The sequence below is a fragment of the Pseudomonas sp. S3_C06 genome, assembly GCF_054667675.1.
The window spans coordinates 4,959,624-4,973,096 of sequence record NZ_CP162747.1 but is presented as its reverse complement, the minus strand read 5'-3'; the positions used below and the strand labels follow the sequence as shown (position 1 = coordinate 4,973,096).

16 protein-coding genes are annotated in these 13,473 nt (G+C 57.8%); 8 read left to right on the top strand and 8 right to left on the bottom strand.

Features of this window, described 5'->3' with window-relative positions:
* Positions 1-2: 2 nt before the first annotated feature.
* A complete protein-coding gene (locus tag AB4N44_RS22005) occupies positions 3-1,796 on the bottom strand; it encodes a DUF1302 domain-containing protein (RefSeq protein ID WP_127925868.1) in 1,794 nt (597 codons plus the stop codon).
* 529 nt (positions 1,797-2,325) lie between these two features.
* Here AB4N44_RS22005 and AB4N44_RS22000 point away from each other — a divergent pair.
* Genes AB4N44_RS22000 through AB4N44_RS21985 form a run of 4 tightly spaced genes read left to right on the top strand, consistent with a single transcriptional unit; the run spans position 2,326 to position 4,935 of the window.
* On the top strand, positions 2,326-2,997 hold the full coding sequence (locus AB4N44_RS22000) for a hypothetical protein (RefSeq protein ID WP_460107519.1): 672 nt from the start codon (positions 2,326-2,328) through the stop codon (positions 2,995-2,997).
* A 27-nt stretch (positions 2,998-3,024) separates the two neighbouring features.
* Positions 3,025-3,519: a hypothetical protein gene (locus AB4N44_RS21995; protein ID WP_460107521.1), complete on the top strand. Its 495-nt coding sequence runs from the start codon at positions 3,025-3,027 to the stop codon at positions 3,517-3,519.
* Positions 3,422-4,672: an S-type pyocin domain-containing protein gene (locus tag AB4N44_RS21990; protein ID WP_460107524.1), complete on the top strand. Its 1,251-nt coding sequence runs from the start codon at positions 3,422-3,424 to the stop codon at positions 4,670-4,672. The genes AB4N44_RS21995 and AB4N44_RS21990 overlap by 98 nt, the downstream gene beginning before the upstream one ends.
* Positions 4,669-4,935 (top strand): bacteriocin immunity protein, encoded by a 267-nt coding sequence (locus AB4N44_RS21985; RefSeq protein ID WP_205125813.1) that lies wholly within the window; start codon positions 4,669-4,671, stop codon positions 4,933-4,935. Before AB4N44_RS21990 ends, AB4N44_RS21985 begins: the two co-directional genes overlap by 4 nt.
* Before the next feature lie 45 nt (positions 4,936-4,980).
* Here AB4N44_RS21985 and AB4N44_RS21980 read toward each other — a convergent pair whose 3' ends face one another.
* The 5 genes from AB4N44_RS21980 to AB4N44_RS21960 form a co-directional block, all read right to left on the bottom strand.
* Entirely contained in the window at positions 4,981-5,892 is a 912-nt protein-coding gene (locus tag AB4N44_RS21980; RefSeq protein ID WP_099758023.1) for an SDR family oxidoreductase, read from the bottom strand.
* 209 nt (positions 5,893-6,101) lie between these two features.
* Positions 6,102-7,004 (bottom strand): alpha/beta fold hydrolase, encoded by a 903-nt coding sequence (locus AB4N44_RS21975; protein ID WP_127925866.1) that lies wholly within the window; start codon positions 7,002-7,004, stop codon positions 6,102-6,104.
* Complete coding sequence (locus AB4N44_RS21970; RefSeq protein WP_007950070.1) at positions 7,004-7,786, bottom strand: class II aldolase/adducin family protein; 783 nt, start codon at positions 7,784-7,786, stop codon at positions 7,004-7,006. The genes AB4N44_RS21975 and AB4N44_RS21970 overlap by 1 nt, the downstream gene beginning before the upstream one ends.
* 131 nt (positions 7,787-7,917) lie before the next feature.
* Complete coding sequence (locus AB4N44_RS21965) at positions 7,918-8,604, bottom strand: LrgB family protein (RefSeq protein ID WP_053117198.1); 687 nt, start codon at positions 8,602-8,604, stop codon at positions 7,918-7,920.
* The gene (locus AB4N44_RS21960; RefSeq protein ID WP_127925865.1) at positions 8,594-8,980 is read right to left on the bottom strand and encodes a CidA/LrgA family protein; all 387 of its coding nucleotides are present in this window, start codon (positions 8,978-8,980) and stop codon (positions 8,594-8,596) included. Before AB4N44_RS21960 ends, AB4N44_RS21965 begins: the two co-directional genes overlap by 11 nt.
* A gap of 95 nt (positions 8,981-9,075) precedes the next feature.
* On the opposite strand from AB4N44_RS21960, the gene AB4N44_RS21955 reads away from it, so the two are divergent.
* Complete coding sequence (locus tag AB4N44_RS21955; protein ID WP_460107528.1) at positions 9,076-9,963, top strand: LysR family transcriptional regulator; 888 nt, start codon at positions 9,076-9,078, stop codon at positions 9,961-9,963.
* Here the strand turns inward: AB4N44_RS21955 and AB4N44_RS21950 are convergent.
* On the bottom strand, positions 9,953-10,408 hold the full coding sequence (locus AB4N44_RS21950) for a flavodoxin (RefSeq protein ID WP_116029503.1): 456 nt from the start codon (positions 10,406-10,408) through the stop codon (positions 9,953-9,955). The two genes, AB4N44_RS21955 and AB4N44_RS21950, sit on opposite strands and share 11 nt — an antisense overlap.
* 153 nt (positions 10,409-10,561) lie before the next feature.
* Here AB4N44_RS21950 and AB4N44_RS21945 point away from each other — a divergent pair, with 153 nt between their 5' ends.
* Together AB4N44_RS21945 and AB4N44_RS21940 are read left to right on the top strand one after the other, a co-directional pair.
* Positions 10,562-11,038, top strand: a complete 477-nt coding sequence (locus tag AB4N44_RS21945; protein WP_150749543.1) for a PAS domain-containing protein — start codon at positions 10,562-10,564, stop codon at positions 11,036-11,038.
* Positions 11,039-11,092: 54 nt separating this feature from the next.
* Positions 11,093-11,698 carry a hypothetical protein gene (locus AB4N44_RS21940; RefSeq protein WP_127925861.1) on the top strand — a complete coding sequence of 202 codons (606 nt, stop codon included), beginning with the start codon at positions 11,093-11,095 and terminating at the stop codon, positions 11,696-11,698.
* Positions 11,699-11,701: 3 nt separating this feature from the next.
* Here the strand turns inward: AB4N44_RS21940 and AB4N44_RS21935 are convergent, their stop codons facing one another.
* A complete protein-coding gene (locus AB4N44_RS21935) occupies positions 11,702-12,661 on the bottom strand; it encodes a MerR family transcriptional regulator (RefSeq protein ID WP_460158127.1) in 960 nt (319 codons plus the stop codon).
* Between the two features lie 213 nt (positions 12,662-12,874).
* Here AB4N44_RS21935 and AB4N44_RS21930 point away from each other — a divergent pair, with 213 nt between their 5' ends.
* Complete coding sequence (locus tag AB4N44_RS21930) at positions 12,875-13,444, top strand: antibiotic biosynthesis monooxygenase (protein WP_127925859.1); 570 nt, start codon at positions 12,875-12,877, stop codon at positions 13,442-13,444.
* The last annotated feature ends 29 nt before the right edge of the window (positions 13,445-13,473 follow it).

Here is a 13,473-nt window from a genome sequence, read left to right as displayed (position 1 = left end):
GATCAGAAGTTCACGCCGAAGCTCAGGGCCACGAAGTCACGGTCTTCGAGGACGTTGTAGTCGCCACCGAAAAAGTCGGTGTAACTGAGGCTCGCGGTGTAGGTGTTGCGGTAGTCGGCATCGACGCCGACGCTGATCGCTTTCGCGCCTTCGTTGAACAGGCCGTTGGGGCCATAACCGGCGACGTCATGCGACCACGACAGGTTGGGTTTGAGGTTGATCCCGCCGATCACGTTGGCGTAATCGAGGATCGCCCGGGCGCGATAGCCCCACGAGGTCGAGGTCACGAAACCGTCGGTGTCGCCGCCAAAACCGTACTGCCCGTAAACCGAGTCGCGGCCATAACGCAGCTTGTTGCGCGACTCCAGGCCGCCGACCCTCACCACCGCGGCTTCTCCGACCAGGGTCAACCGTTGAGCGCCCCAGACCTGATCGAAGAAGTGCGTGAGCGTGCTCTGGATCTGCGTGACTTCTTTGCGCCGATAGCCTTTGTTGTCCGCACCCGGCGACGTCGAAAGTGGCGAAGCCGTACCACCGGCAATCGGGTTGAGCAGCGCCAGCGTCAGGTCATTGGTGTTGACCTGAACCGGAGCGTTGGGCCGATAGCTGATCTCACCGGTCCACGCGGTGCCGGTGGGTAGCGTGGTGGAGAAACTCGCGCCGTACAGACGAATGTCTTCCGGGTATTCGAGGTAGTACTGGCCGCGTCCGAGCATCACACTCTGGGCCAGACCGGAACCGCTGCCGGGGGCCAGGCCATTGGCGATGCCGACCATGCCCGGCAATGCTGCCAATGTCGAAAGACCGGCCGTCGTAGTGCCAACCGTCGGCGTGCGGCTGTGGTAATTCATGAAGTAGAGACCGTATTCGGTGTCGTCCCCGAGCCAGCGCAATGCCGTGCCCCACTGCCCGGAATCCCGCGCATCGCGGTCGCCGCCACGGGGGATCACCACACCTTCGCGAGTCACTTGAATGCCTTGCCCGAACGCGGTGGTCAACGGCACCAGCGGCGCGATCGCCGGGTTACCGACGGTGTAGCCGTTGTTGCAACCGTCCGCCGCGACGTCGACTCCGAAAAAGGTGCCGCAGTTGTCGAGAACGGTCTGGTCCCACTCCAACTGGTAGAAACCTTCAACGGTCAGTTGATCGGTCAGGCCTTGCGAGCCAAACAGCATGTTGACCGGAATCAGGCCTTCCTTGATCTCCGCACCGGGACGACGAAACGCCGAAACGTCGATCGGGTTGATGCTGTTGATCGAGTTACCGATGAAGGTACTTTCGCCCCAGCTCACGACCTGCTTGCCCGCGCGCACGGTGCCCGGCAGATCGGCGATGGAATAGTTGTGATAGACGAATGCATCAAGGATCTGCGCGCCGGAAGATTTCGCGCCTTCCTTGCGGCCGCTGTCGCTGATCGGCTTGAACTCGCGATCTTCGTCCTTCAGCTCGAAGTCATACCAGTACTTGCCACGTACGAAGACGCCGGTGTCGCCGTATTTGAGTTCGAGATCGTGAATACCTTTGAAGATTTTCGAGAAGGTCTCGCCCTTCTTGAAATTCAAACGCCCGTCATCACCGGTCGAAGATTGCCCGGTACCACCATTGACCGTGCCGACCAGCGACTTGTCGGCATCGCGCATGCCCCAACTCGCACCGATCGACAGCGACGAGTCGAAGGTGCCCTCGATTTCACCAATGTTGAACGCAACCGCTTGCGCCTGGGCGCAGCAACCCAAAGCCACCGCGGCTGCCAGCGCCTGCGGTGTGAAGATGGCGCGCATTGTTGTTTTTGTCATGCGTCTTCCCCGGTGAGTGACAGAAGGCCCCACCCTACTGCCGGGCAACCGCGTCGATAAGCGCACCAAGGAGGTATTCGTATTGTCGCTCGAAAGGATGAATGGCCTTGCGGGACGGGGCTTTGCGCCGCTCATGGATCGGCTGGATGAACGATCATCAGTGCCACGCATGGTGCGCATGGGTTCGTGGGACTGTTGCATGCCCCGCAACAGTGCATGTCCGGAATCGGTATTTTTCCTACGCGCTGAAGACCTTATTCTGAACGCGCTTTCACGGGACACGCCGTAACGCACGAAGCCAACTCCGCTGAATGACTGAAGCGATTGGCAACAGATTTCAGATAAATCGAAAGTTCGGTTTATCGCCCCGGTGTTCACTGACGTTGATTTGTAGCTCCTTGATCCAACGTCTTACCTTGGCCGCTGCGTTTGCAGCGGCCTTTTTTATGCCTGATGAAAAGTTAAACGCCTCACTCAGCGAAAAACTTCCGAGAACAATGTCGGACGTTTCTCTGTTCGCAGGAGAACGATGACCGACAAATTGAAAGTCCTGGAAAGTTCTTCCAAAACAAAACCTGTTTACTTACGAAGTTCTCAGATTTTGCAACCTGAAATCTGTTGTAACTTGAAACGCCTCAAACACTCGCCGGTGACATGGACGTCACTATTGGCCGCACTGACTTGCCGGCGACTTATCGCGCACATTCAAAAGGATATGAATATGCAAAAGCCTCCACCATGGGAATTGACCGAAGCTGTCCATACAACGGCAATAGCACCCGCCGGAATACCCATAACACCTGCGACTATTACGAACATTCCGAACAGCGGAGCGTTCGATTCGGTCAGCGCCACTCGAGCCAATATTGCTGAATTTAACGACCACACGGCGCAAATCACTCACGAGTTTAAAACTCGCACAGAGCAAATGCCCCATTCAATTGAACAGGAGCTGGCCGCGACACGCCTGGAAGGCACCACTCACCCGCTTCCTCCCGCGCAGGCGATCATGCGGGAGCTGCAAGTTCGCCACACGTTAATCGCCAGAAAAACAGCCGAGTATCATCAGAAAACAGCAGTAGCCAATCAGTTTTTTGGGGACTCCCCGCTTAATAAAAACTTTCATGACTATTACGTAAAAGTCAGCCACAGCAGACGAACTTATGTTCTGGGTATTGCTGATGCCTGGGTCGTATCGTAGAGGGCGGCACACGAAGCAAATTTACTGTTGCAAACCATTCATCTGCTTAATCAACAGCAAATCGATGTGCACAGGTGGCTGGCTGCTGTGCAGGGCAATGATCAGGCACAAGCGGCAGCGGCAGAGGCCCAGCGCGTGGCTGGCGAAAATGCTCGCATCGCCGCCGAACAAAACCGCCAGAGAGAATTGGCCGAAGCGGCACGCCTAGAACAGGAGCAAGTTCGGGCTCGCGAACAAGCACGGCTCGCTGCGCTCGCACAGGCTCAGCGGCAGGCAGCCGAGCAAGCACGAATCGCTGCCGAAGCTGCTGCACGGCAATTAGCCTCTGAACAGGCAAAATTGACGGCATTGGCGGAACGTCAGGCTGAAGTGCAAAGGTTGCGCATAGAACAGGAAAAGCAACTGGAGATTGAAAAGGCTCGCCTTGAACAACAGCAAAAAGCCGCAAGAGCGGCAAAAAGTAAACGCCAGCGGCAAGCGCGCAAGCAAGCAAGCCAAGGCAGAGGCCCAGCAGCGTGCTGAGCAAGCACGCATGCACGCCCATTGGCACACGCAGACACAAGCACGCTGGAATAGTCCTGAATTCGCCTATTTCGGTTCCCACGCGGCGTTCGGCCCCGCGTTCTCGGGAACACTCGGCGCGATAAGCCACAACTCGGTAACCACACAAGCACTCAGAACGTCACTGCGCTCGGCCGTCACCATCGCGATTGCAGCGATTTCGACCAGCGCAGTCCCGGTGCTAGTGGGATTTGCCGCTTTGCTCGTTCCCTCCGAGCTGGGCAACGGCGATCTGTTTGCTGCAAGCGTGCCACTGTCCGACCTTGCTCCTGATCTGGAGGACGATCTCTACGAACTGGCAAGGATAGGCGCAGACGTCGATCTGCCGGTCAGGCTTGGCTCAAGGACGATAGGCAACAAAGTCGAAGTGGTTGTCGTCAGCACCGATGGAGTGACTGTGCCCAGCAAAGTGCCGGTTGTATCAGCGCGGTTTGACGCACTTAAAAACGTTTACGTTTCCTCCGCCTCTGCAACCGACGCCAAAGGCCCTGTAATCACTTGGACGCCGTTGCTGGAACCGCCAAATCCTTCGACGCAATTACCTGTCGCCGATCCAGACTTGCCAATCTATGAAGGCGCGAATGTCACACCCGACAGCGGACGGATCGATCCATTTCCCGAGATGGATCTGTATGGTTTTGGTGGATGGATCACGGTCTTTCCGGTCGACTCCGGAATCCAGCCGATTTTCACGATGTTCAGGGATCGGCGGCAGGATCCCGGCTTTGCCAGCGGTATCGGACAACCGGTTTCGGGCAATTGGTTGGGGGCCGCTGCGACACCGCAAGGTGCACCTATTCCGATGCAGATCGCGGATAAGCTGAGAGGACGGGAGTTTTCGAGTTTCAGGGCTTTTCGAAAGGCGTTTTGGAAGGCCGTAGCAAACGAAAAATCCTTAGCCAATCAGTTCACTAAAATTAACAAAATTGATATGAGCAAAGGCCTGTCACCAAGTGCAGACATTGCAGAACACATTGGCAAGAGAAGAAAATTTGAAATCCACCATATCAATCCGATAAATGAGGGTGGCTCAGTCTACGATATATCCAACCTGACCCTATTAACACCGAAGCAGCATATCGATGCACATTCCAAAAAAGGCGAGACTCCATGATCAAACTAAAAAGCAAACTTGAAGAGTACACAGAGTCGGAATATGCGAGCCTTATCAACAGATTATTTGAGGGAAATTACTCCTCAGAAAAAGAACACGACGCGATAGTCGATAACATTGTGGATACATCGCAGCATCCCAATGGGACAAATATTTTGTATTATCCTGAAGACGGTGTCGAAGACAGCCCTACTGGTGTGCTGACAGCGATAAAACAATGGCGCGCTGCCAACGGAAAACCTGGCTTCAAACCTGAAGAATAACAACCAAGCGAGCAGGCATCTTGGCCTGCTCGCTTGGTTCTCCATTTACAACGAATACTTCTGCAAATTCGCCATCATTTCCTTCAGCGCCTCGATATTGTCCTTCGGATGCGCCGCCCCTTCGAAATCACAAATCTGCTGCCAGTGCGCCGCGACATCTTCCGGTGAGAAGCCAACGCGCGGATCGAAGCCGGCACCGAGGCTGCGCTCCCAGCGCACCTTGCCCATCCAGCCGCCACCGACCTCGAACAGCCCGGAGGTTTCCTGGCATTGTTCGCTCGCCAGATACACAACCAACGGGCTGACCAGTTCCGGTTTCAATTGCTCGAACACCTGCGGCGGAATCAGGCCCTCGGTCATGCGCGTGCCGCCGGTTGGCGCGATGGCGTTGACGAGGATGTTGTTCTTGCGGCCTTCGATGGCCAGGGTGCGGGTCAGGCCGTAGAGGCCCAGTTTGGCCATGCCGTAGTTGGACTGGCCGAAGTTGCCGTAGATGCCCGAGGTGGAGGCGGTGAAGATCACCCGGCCATAGTTTTGCTCGCGCATATGTGGCCACGCGGCGCGGGTGACTTTGTAGGCGCCTTCGACGTGGACGCGGTAGACCAGATCCCAGTCGGCGTCGTCCATTTTGTGGAAGGTCTTGTCGCGCAGGATGCCGGCGTTGTTGACCACGACGTCGACGCGACCGAAGACGTCGAGGGCGTTTTGTACGAGTTTGTCGCCGTCGGTGACCGAGTCGTGGTTGGCTTCGGCGATACCGCCGGCCTCACGAATTTCCGCCACCACACGGTCGGCGGCTGAGGCATTGGCGCCTTCACCCTGGGTCGAGCCGCCGAGGTCGTTGACCAGCACTTTGGCGCCTTGCTTGGCAAACAACAATGCATGGGCGCGTCCGAGGCCGCCACCGGCTCCGGTGACGATGACGACTTTATCTTCGAAACGCACAGACTCATTCATCGCAGCAACTCCAGCAGGCCAGTATTGAGCCTGAGTGTCAGGCACACAGCTTTTGGTCACAATGAATACGGCGGAGGCTGAATGGTGTGCGATAAGGTTGGGGGATGATGAGGCCGTCAAAGAAACAAAAGATCAAAAGATCGCAGCCTTCGGCAGCTCCTACATTGGATTTGTGTAGGAGCTGCCGCAGGCTGCGATCCTTTGATCTTTCAGGAGCAGGCGACTTTGCGCGGTGGCAGCACAAAACGATCGCGAAACGCCAGATAGTGCTTGAGCACCTGCACCGGCGCTTCGGTCTGTGGATAGTGACCAATGCCCGGCAACAGCACCGTGTCCGCGTCCGGGATCAACTCGCGGTAACGCTCGACCATGTGCGCCCCGGAAATCGGATCGACTTCACCATCGATCACCCGCAACGGAATCTCGCCCCGCTGCATCGCCATCACCCAGCGATCACGTTGCACCCGGCGTTCGGGAATGTAGCTGATCAACTTGTGCATGATCCGTGGCCCGCGATTGCTGTCGACCAGGCTCCAGAAATCGTCCAGCTCACTTTCAGTCGGCCGGGTCTGCGGGCCGAAGATCTGCCGGAAGCTTTTCACCAGCGCATCGCGCGTGAACGCGCGGCCGATCATCCAGCCCAGCGGACTGAGCAGCAATTTCTGCATCAACACCGGACGATGGGTTTCCGGAAACAATCCGCCGTTGAGAAATACGCAACTGGCGACCTCGATCTTGTCTTCGTAGTGCCGGGCGAGCAGTTCCTGGGCAACGCTGTCACCGTAATCATGCGCCAGCACATGCACCGGTTGTTCAACCTGCAAATGCGCGAGCAATGCCTGTTGCAGGTCAGCCTGCTCCAGCAGGCTGTAGGTGTGATTGAGCGGTTTGGCCGAATCACCAAAGCCGAGCATGTCGCAGGCGATCACCCGATAACGCTGGGCCAGTGGCTGCCACAGGTAATGCCAGTCCCAACTGGCGGTCGGGAAGCCGTGAATCAGCAGCAGCGGCTCACCCTGCCCCGCCGTCCAGTAACGGATTGGCTGACCACGAAAGACAAACGCCTGGCTGCGTTTACGCCAGACACACAGAGGAATCTCGGCAAGAGGCATTAGAGTTTATATCCGGGGTCTTGTTTATCGAGTTTGCGCAGCAACGCTGGCCAGGCCAGCGCGCCACCCATGCCTTGAGCACTTTTGGTGACGCCAGCGATCATCGCTTTGGCGCCTGCCAGAATTTGCGGTTCGATGGCGATGAGTTCAGCCCCGCCGGTTTGCGCCATGACCTGAATGTCGCAGGCGCGCTGGAAGGTGAACATCATCAGAAACGTGTCGGCGATGGTGCCGCCACAGGTCAGCAGACCGTGGTTGTGCAGCATCAGGAAATTGTTTTCGCCCAGGTCGGCCTGCAGGCGCGCTTTCTCTTCGTGGTTCAGCGCCACCCCTTCATAGGCGTGATAAGCCAGGCTCGACAGCACGAACAGCGACTGCTGGCTGATCGGTAACACGCCCTGCTTTTGCGCCGACACCGCGACACCGGACGCGGTATGCGTATGCAGTACGCAAACTACATCGTGCCGCACTTCGTGCACGGCGCTGTGGATGGTGTAACCGGCGGGGTTGATCTCGTAGGGGCTGTCCATGAGTTTGTTGCCGGCCTGATCGACTTTCACCAGGCTCGACGCGGTGATCTCATGGAACATCAGACCGAACGGGTTGATCAGGAAATCTTCGGTGCCCGGCACCTTGGCAGAAATATGCGTGAAGATCAGATCGTCCCAGCCATGGGCGGCGACCAGACGATAACAAGCGGCGAGATCGACCCGGGTCTGCCACTCTGCGGCGCTGACCTGGTCTTTGACATTAAGGGACGATTGGACGGGGGCTACGCTCACTGTATGCACCTCTGCGTTCTTATTGTTCTGCACGTGTGAGCAGTCTAGTCAGGCGCAGAGGATCGCGTAGTTGCATTGGCAGCCAGCTTGATGACTGAGCGGGTCAGTCATGCAAACAGCTTGGATCCATGTCAAAGCAACGACGCCAACAAAGGTGCGGCAAACAGATTGAGCAAGCCGGTCAATACCATCACCAGCCCGGCGACTGAGCCCTCTTCGCCGCCCACTTCATGGGCGCGACTGACGCCGGCACCGTGCGCGCCAACCCCGAACAGCGCCCCGCGCGCCAAGGCACTGCGCAACGGCAACCACTTCAACAGCACGCCGCCGAGCATCGCACCGAACACGCCGGTGAACATCACGAACACCGCCGTCAACTCCGGCACGCCCCCCAGATTTTGCGCCAGCGGCATGGCGAACGGTGTGGTGATCGAGCGCGGCACCAGTGACATTGTCACCGAACTGTCCAACGCCAATGCTTTGGCCAGACCGAACGACGTACCAATCGATGCCGCACTGCCGGCAACCATGCCCAGCATCAGCGCCGACCAGTGCCGCATCAACAATCGGCGTTGCTGCCAGATCGGTACGGCGAAGGCGACGGTCACCGGGCCCAGCACCAGCATCAGCCAGTGGGTGTTGCTCGAATACTCGGCATACGCGGTGTGCAGCGGCACGGCGAGCGCCAGCAACAGCGCCGGGACCAGAATCAGCGGTGACAACACGTAGCGGCCGGTGCGCCGATAAATCCAGCGGCTGAACAAATACGCCAACAAGGTGAAGGCGAGCCAGAACATCGGCATCCATTCAAGCTTCATGGGAACGCCTCGCGCGCACGGCCAGCTCCACGGTGAACGCAGTCACCAGCATCACCATCAAAGTGCTGGCCGCGATCACCAGCAAAATCCGCCAGCCGTCATTGCGCAGCAACGCGCCGTAGTCGAGCAAGCTCATCAGTGCCGGAATGAAAAACAGCAGCATCTCGGCCATCAGCAAACCCGCGCCCAATTGCAGCGCCGCCGGTTTGACCCAGCCGAAAGCGAATGCCAACAGCAACAGCGCCATGCCGATCACGCCGCCGGGAATCGGCCAGGTTAGCCATGCGGCGAGTTGGCAGCCGAGCAGGTAGAGACCGAGTAACACGGCGAGTTCGACAAAGAGACGGAAAAAGTGCTTGAGACGGGCGGCGTTCATGATTGTGCTCCTGACAGAGGCCTATTTTACGAAGCGGCCTGCCATCCCCGAAGCGAATTGTTAGACTCAACACCATTCCAAAATGGAATCAGGCAATGGAATTCAAACAGCTGCGCAGTTTTGTCGAAGTCATGCACCAGGGCGGTTTCACTCAAGCCGCAAAAACCCTGCACATCAGCCAGTCCGCGGTCAGTAAACAAATCGCACAACTGGAGCAGAGCCTCGGCACGCCGTTGCTCGAACGGCTCGGTTCGCAGTTGCGACTGACCGCCGCTGGCAGCGTGGTACTGCAACGCGCTGAAGCGATGCTGCGTTTGCGCAACGAGTTGTTGGTTGAACTGGACGACCTCAGTCATCTGGCGCGTGGAGAGTTACGTCTCGGCCTGCCACTGCTGTGCAGTGACGCGCTGTTCGCCGGACTGTTTGCCGAGTACCGTCGGCGCTATCCGAATATCAGCGTGCAATTGCTTGAGGGTGGCAGTCGCAATATCGAGCAGGCAGTGTTGAGCGGGGAGCTGGAATTGGGCGGCAGTCTGTTGCCCAAGGATCCACAATTCGACTGGCAGCCGTTTTGCGATGAGCAACTCGACGCCCTGCTGCCGGTGGATCATCCGCTGGCCGATCGGGGCGAGATTGGTCTGGAGGAATTGGCCGAGACGCCCTTTCTGCTCTATCAACGCAGTTTCGTGCTCAACGACCGCTTGCTGCAGGCGTGTCAGCAACTGGGTTTCACGCCGAAGGAAGGCGGACGCAGCGGTCAGGCAGACTTTCTTGCGGCGCTGGTGGCCGCCGGGCAAGGCGTGGTGCTGTTGCCCAGCGTGGTCGCGCGCGGTCTGGTGCGGCCGGGCGTTGTACGCCTGGCCTTGCGCGCGCCGGATTATCTGCGCTGGGACATCGCGTTCATCTGGCGCCGGGGCGCGTACTTGTCGAAAGCGGCGCAGGCGTGGCTGGACTTGCTGCGCGAACGGCCGATCAGCCCTTGAGCGCGTCGATCAACTGCGCCAGCCAAGGCTCGGCGTCGGTTTCCGGAGTGACGCTTTCGCTGGCGTCGATGCGCAGCATGTCTAGTACTTCGCGCACACCCAGTTCGCCGAAAAGCTCACGCATTTGCTCGCCGCCACCGCAGAAGGTGTCGCCGTAACTGGCGTCGCCCAAGGCAATCACTGCGCCCGGCAAACCGCGCCACGCGGCTGGCAACTGATCGCGAATGGTCGAGTACAGCGGTTGCAGGTTATCCGGCAACTCGCCCATGCCGGTGGTGGAAGTCACCGCGAGCAACGCTTCAGGAGCGAACGACTGAATGTCCGCCAGGCTGGCGCGCGAGTTGTAGAAGGTTTCAAAGCCCGCGGCTTTCAACAGGTTCTGGGCGTGACGGGCGACTTCTTCGGCGGTGCCGTAGACCGAACCGGAGAGGATGGCGACTTTCATCAATCTGATCCTGAAACTGAAAAAAAGAGCGGCGATAGTAACAGCCTCCAACGCAAAGCTGCGATTGAATCTCAACTGGCGATAATGGCCAGTAGACAGCGCCTACGGTTCTTCTAGAATGCGAGCCACTGACAACTCTGAAAGGATTCAAAGATGATCAACGCAAGCTTGTTGCAAATGGTGATCAACGCGTCGAACGACGGCATCGTGGTCGCTGAAAAAGAAGGTGAGCAGGACAACATCCTGATTTACGTAAATCCGGCCTTTGAACGTCTGACCGGCTACACCAGCGAAGAAATCCTCTATCAGGACTGCCGTTTCCTGCAGTCCGGGGACCGCGACCAGGAGAGTCTGGAGCTGATTCGCGACACGTTGCGCGGCGGCGGATCGTGCCGGGAAATCCTGCGCAACTATCGCAAGGACGGCACGCCGTTCTGGAATGAACTGTCGCTTTCAACGGTGAAAAACGCCGACGACGGTCAGACTTATTTCGTCGGCGTACAGAAAGACGTGACTGTTCAGGTCAAGGCTCAGCAGCGTGTGGCGCAGTTGGAAGCTCAGGTCGCGGCCCTCGAAGCTGAACTGGCTGCGGTGAAAACGACAAACGGTCAAAACAAAATCGCGAACTAATTGTCATTAACTACAATCACCAATAACTTTGTAACTATATCTTTTGAGTTAGCCATGCAGCGCGACGCCCTCCTCACTCAGGACGAGCTGGATTTCATCCAGACCATGCAGCACAACCCGCAACTGAACGTGCGGGATGCGACGTCGAGTCTGCTGGTTAACGGCGGTTCGCAGATCCGCGATTTGCTCACCCGCCTGGCCGCTCACGAGCAAGTGACCATTCAGGCCAACTTCGAAAACCAGCAGATGACCTTCCCGCTGCATCTGGTGGAAGACGAGTTTCACGCGTTGCATCTGCGTCTTGGCGTGCCGAGCATTTATGAAGACGGCCCGATGGTGCGGCCATGGCGGTTGACTCTCGAAGAGCCAGTAGCTCTGGAAAACGCCAAAGGCCAGCCGGGCATGTTGTTTGTGCACGAGGTTTCGCACAAAGGTGTGCTGCTGGAAGTGCGCAACAAGACCAAACCACCCAAGCATTTCGCGCTGTGGTTCAGCCCTTCGGGTTATGAGCGGATTTCATTGCGTGGCAATTTCGAACGTGAAACCGAAAGCGGGTTCTACGCCTACGAGTTGAGCCAGACCGATACCGACGAAACCGAGCGGCTGCGTCAGTTCATCCTGCAGCAACATCGCCTGACGCATCCTGCCCTTCACACCTGAGTTTCAGGTATCAAGATTCCCTGCAAGAAACTGCAGCATGCGCTGACGCATGCTCGCCCCTTCGTTTCCAAGACATGCAACAGAGGAGCCGGCCAGACTGTCCTGCGCCAGATTCGAAGCATCGCCCGCCAGCATCAACTGACAATCAAGGCTTAACGCCAACCGGTTCAGACGTCGAGGCAATTCGGCGCTGGGCGCGTGATTGGAAAACAGCACGAGTGCATCAGGTTTGATCTTTTCGCACACCAGCGTCAATTCATCGAACGGCTGCCCCGTGGTCAACACCCTGACACCGGCATTGCTATCGCTGAGAAACAGCGCCGCCACCAGCAATTCCAGTTCCCGACATTGCCCGGCCAGCGCGCTGACGATCACTCGACGCGGTTGCGTGCCGCGCAGCATGACAATCCGCTGCAACACCCGCGCCCGCAGGAATCCATCGAAGAACAGCCACTCGCTGGTTTGCCCGAAAGCCTCCTGGCGCTGCAACAATTGCAGCCACAACGGCATGAGGATGTCCTGAAATACCACGGGCAGTGCGTAGGAAGAGAAAATCTGCCCATAGACGCGGTCCAGTTGCTGATCATCAAATGCACTGACCGCCTGTTGAATCTGCTCCTGCCACTGCAGGTAATCGGCCTGCACCAGATCATCGGGGATGATGTGCGCCAGCACTTTCATCGGCTCGGTCTTGGCGAGGATCTTGCCGACCTTGCTCACGGCGACACCGCGATCAATCCAGTCGACGATGCTGCGCACGCGCTCGATATCGGTCATCGAATAGAGCCGATGCCCACTTTCGGTGCGCGTTGGCTGAATCAAACCATAGCGCCGCTCCCAGGCACGCAAGGTCACCGGGTTGACACCGGTCAGGCGTGCGACCTCACGGATCGGGAACAGATCGGCACGCTCGAGCGCGACAGATGCCTGCGAAGCGGGGCTTGCATCCGTGATGACAGGCATATGGCGTTCAACTTCCATGTCGGTTCAATTGGATCCCATTCTAACGCTTATGCCCCAATGGGGTTCAAGTGATGAAATGCGACGAAAGTCGCTGGTTTAATCGTGAAAAACCGGAATAATCCTTGCTTGTTGAAAAACGCAGGCCTCTACCCCGGCTCTGCGTCAGGCAAAACTCCTACCCGGAGTGACGCACTCGAAATACGGAGATACAAAATGTCTACTTCCCCCGTCACGCTGATGGTTGCCCGTCGCGTCGCCGACGGCCGTTATCAGGATTTGATCGCCTGGCTGCGCGAAGGCGAACAACTGGCCACTGACTTTCCCGGTTATCTCGGCTCTGGCGTGCTCGCTCCGCCGCCCGGTGATAACGAGTTTCAAATCATTTTCCGTTTCGTCGATGAACAGACGCTGCATGCGTGGGAGCATTCGGCTTCACGCACGGCGTGGCTGGATCGTGGCAGCGACCTGTTCGCCCACCCCAAGGAACATCGGGTCAGCGGCATCGAAGGCTGGTTTGGCGCAGCCGGTCAGCGGCCACCGCGCTGGAAGCAGGCTGTCGCGATCTGGCTGGCGTTCTTTCCGGTGTCATTGCTGTTCAACTTTGTCCTCGGGCCGTTGCTCGCTGACATGAGTTTGTTGCCGCGTGTGTTGATCAGCACGGCGTGCCTGACGCCGCTGATGGTTTACCTCTTTATTCCGCTGTCGACGCGGTTGCTCGCGAACTGGCTGAACAGCACGCCGGTGCGCCCGTTGCCAGTGACGTCTTCCGCACAGAATCGATGATCTCTGTGTGGGAGCGAGCCTGCTCGCGA

Excerpts from the sequence above, each read along its gene's own strand:
- AB4N44_RS21965 (WP_053117198.1), bottom strand. The coding sequence starts at position 8,604 with ATGAAGCTTGAATGGATGCCGATGTTCTGGCTCGCCTTCACCTTGTTG.
- AB4N44_RS21950 (WP_116029503.1), bottom strand. The coding sequence starts at position 10,408 with ATGAAAGTCGCCATCCTCTCCGGTTCGGTCTACGGCACCGCCGAAGAA.
- AB4N44_RS21945 (WP_150749543.1), top strand. The coding sequence starts at position 10,562 with ATGATCAACGCAAGCTTGTTGCAAATGGTGATCAACGCGTCGAACGAC.
- AB4N44_RS22000 (WP_460107519.1), top strand. The coding sequence starts at position 2,326 with ATGACCGACAAATTGAAAGTCCTGGAAAGTTCTTCCAAAACAAAACCT.
- AB4N44_RS21935 (WP_460158127.1), bottom strand. The coding sequence starts at position 12,661 with ATGCCTGTCATCACGGATGCAAGCCCCGCTTCGCAGGCATCTGTCGCG.
- AB4N44_RS21955 (WP_460107528.1), top strand. The coding sequence starts at position 9,076 with ATGGAATTCAAACAGCTGCGCAGTTTTGTCGAAGTCATGCACCAGGGC.
- AB4N44_RS21940 (WP_127925861.1), top strand. The coding sequence starts at position 11,093 with ATGCAGCGCGACGCCCTCCTCACTCAGGACGAGCTGGATTTCATCCAG.
- AB4N44_RS21930 (WP_127925859.1), top strand. The coding sequence starts at position 12,875 with ATGTCTACTTCCCCCGTCACGCTGATGGTTGCCCGTCGCGTCGCCGAC.
- AB4N44_RS22005 (WP_127925868.1), bottom strand. The coding sequence starts at position 1,796 with ATGACAAAAACAACAATGCGCGCCATCTTCACACCGCAGGCGCTGGCA.
- AB4N44_RS21975 (WP_127925866.1), bottom strand. The coding sequence starts at position 7,004 with ATGCCTCTTGCCGAGATTCCTCTGTGTGTCTGGCGTAAACGCAGCCAG.
- AB4N44_RS21960 (WP_127925865.1), bottom strand. The coding sequence starts at position 8,980 with ATGAACGCCGCCCGTCTCAAGCACTTTTTCCGTCTCTTTGTCGAACTC.
- AB4N44_RS21985 (WP_205125813.1), top strand. The coding sequence starts at position 4,669 with ATGATCAAACTAAAAAGCAAACTTGAAGAGTACACAGAGTCGGAATAT.
- AB4N44_RS21980 (WP_099758023.1), bottom strand. The coding sequence starts at position 5,892 with ATGAATGAGTCTGTGCGTTTCGAAGATAAAGTCGTCATCGTCACCGGA.